Annotated in this window: 1 protein-coding gene; it reads right to left on the minus strand. The window is 44.1% G+C overall.

Annotated elements, in window-relative coordinates; genetic code table 11:
• On the minus strand, window positions 1–383 hold a 383-nt coding region (locus CWB66_RS22845; RefSeq protein WP_252371823.1), incomplete at both ends, for a hypothetical protein.

Here is a 383-nt window from a genome sequence, read left to right on the forward strand (position 1 = left end):
CCGTTATAAATACTACTTTTACTACTATTTGGCGCTAACTCTTTGTATTCGCTATGGGTTGCGCGTGTTAAATCAATAGAAGAGCTGGCTGTATGCTCGTTACTGGCAGCCTTATGTTTTGCACCTTGCTCGCTGTTAGCTGTATTACTAGTGTCTGTTCCGCTATTGTCTGCATCGCTTGTGTTTGATTGCACTGCTTGGCTTTGCGGGTTACCAAAACTATCCCACTGGTAGTGTGTGGTTGTATCAGTACTTGAGGTTGCCAGTGTTTGTTGTATTAACTGCCCGAGGCTGTTGTATTCAAAATTGATATTGTGGCTGCTTACACCTGCGGTTTTACGGGCAATAAGCTGGTTGATGCTGTCGTAGTTGTACGTACAGGT

The organism is Pseudoalteromonas sp. S558 (genome assembly GCF_005886635.1).
Lineage (GTDB): Bacteria > Pseudomonadota > Gammaproteobacteria > Enterobacterales > Alteromonadaceae > Pseudoalteromonas > Pseudoalteromonas aliena.